Source organism: Streptomyces sp. BV286 (assembly GCF_019090165.1).
In the GTDB taxonomy this organism is placed as follows: Bacteria; Actinomycetota; Actinomycetes; order Streptomycetales; family Streptomycetaceae; genus Streptomyces.
Map to the genome: position 1 here is coordinate 1 of NZ_JAHRIB010000077.1, position 275 is coordinate 275.

Here is a 275-nt window from a genome sequence, read left to right on the forward strand (position 1 = left end):
ATCGGCTCCGCCCTGGGGTGGGGCGGAGCCGATGGGGTGGTGTGGGGTCAGGCGTGGCTGCGGCGGCGGTTTCCGGTGATGACCCGGTAGAGGGCGAGGAGGATGACCGAGCCGACGATGGCGGCGATCCAGGTGGAGATCTCGAAGAAGCCGTCGATGGAGTCGACGCCGAAGAGGGCCTTGCCGAGCCAGCCGCCCAGGAGGCCTCCGGCGATCCCGATGAGCATCGTGATGATGATGCCGCCCGGGTCCTTGCCCGGCATGAGCGCCTTGGC

The 275-nt window shown here is 69.5% G+C and carries 1 protein-coding gene; it reads right to left on the reverse strand.

All coding sequences use genetic code 11. The features are described from left to right. Positions 1 to 47: 47 nt before the first annotated feature. A partial coding sequence (locus tag KUF83_RS10695) for a GlsB/YeaQ/YmgE family stress response membrane protein (protein WP_217454380.1) occupies positions 48 to 275 on the reverse strand: 228 nt, incomplete at its 5' end.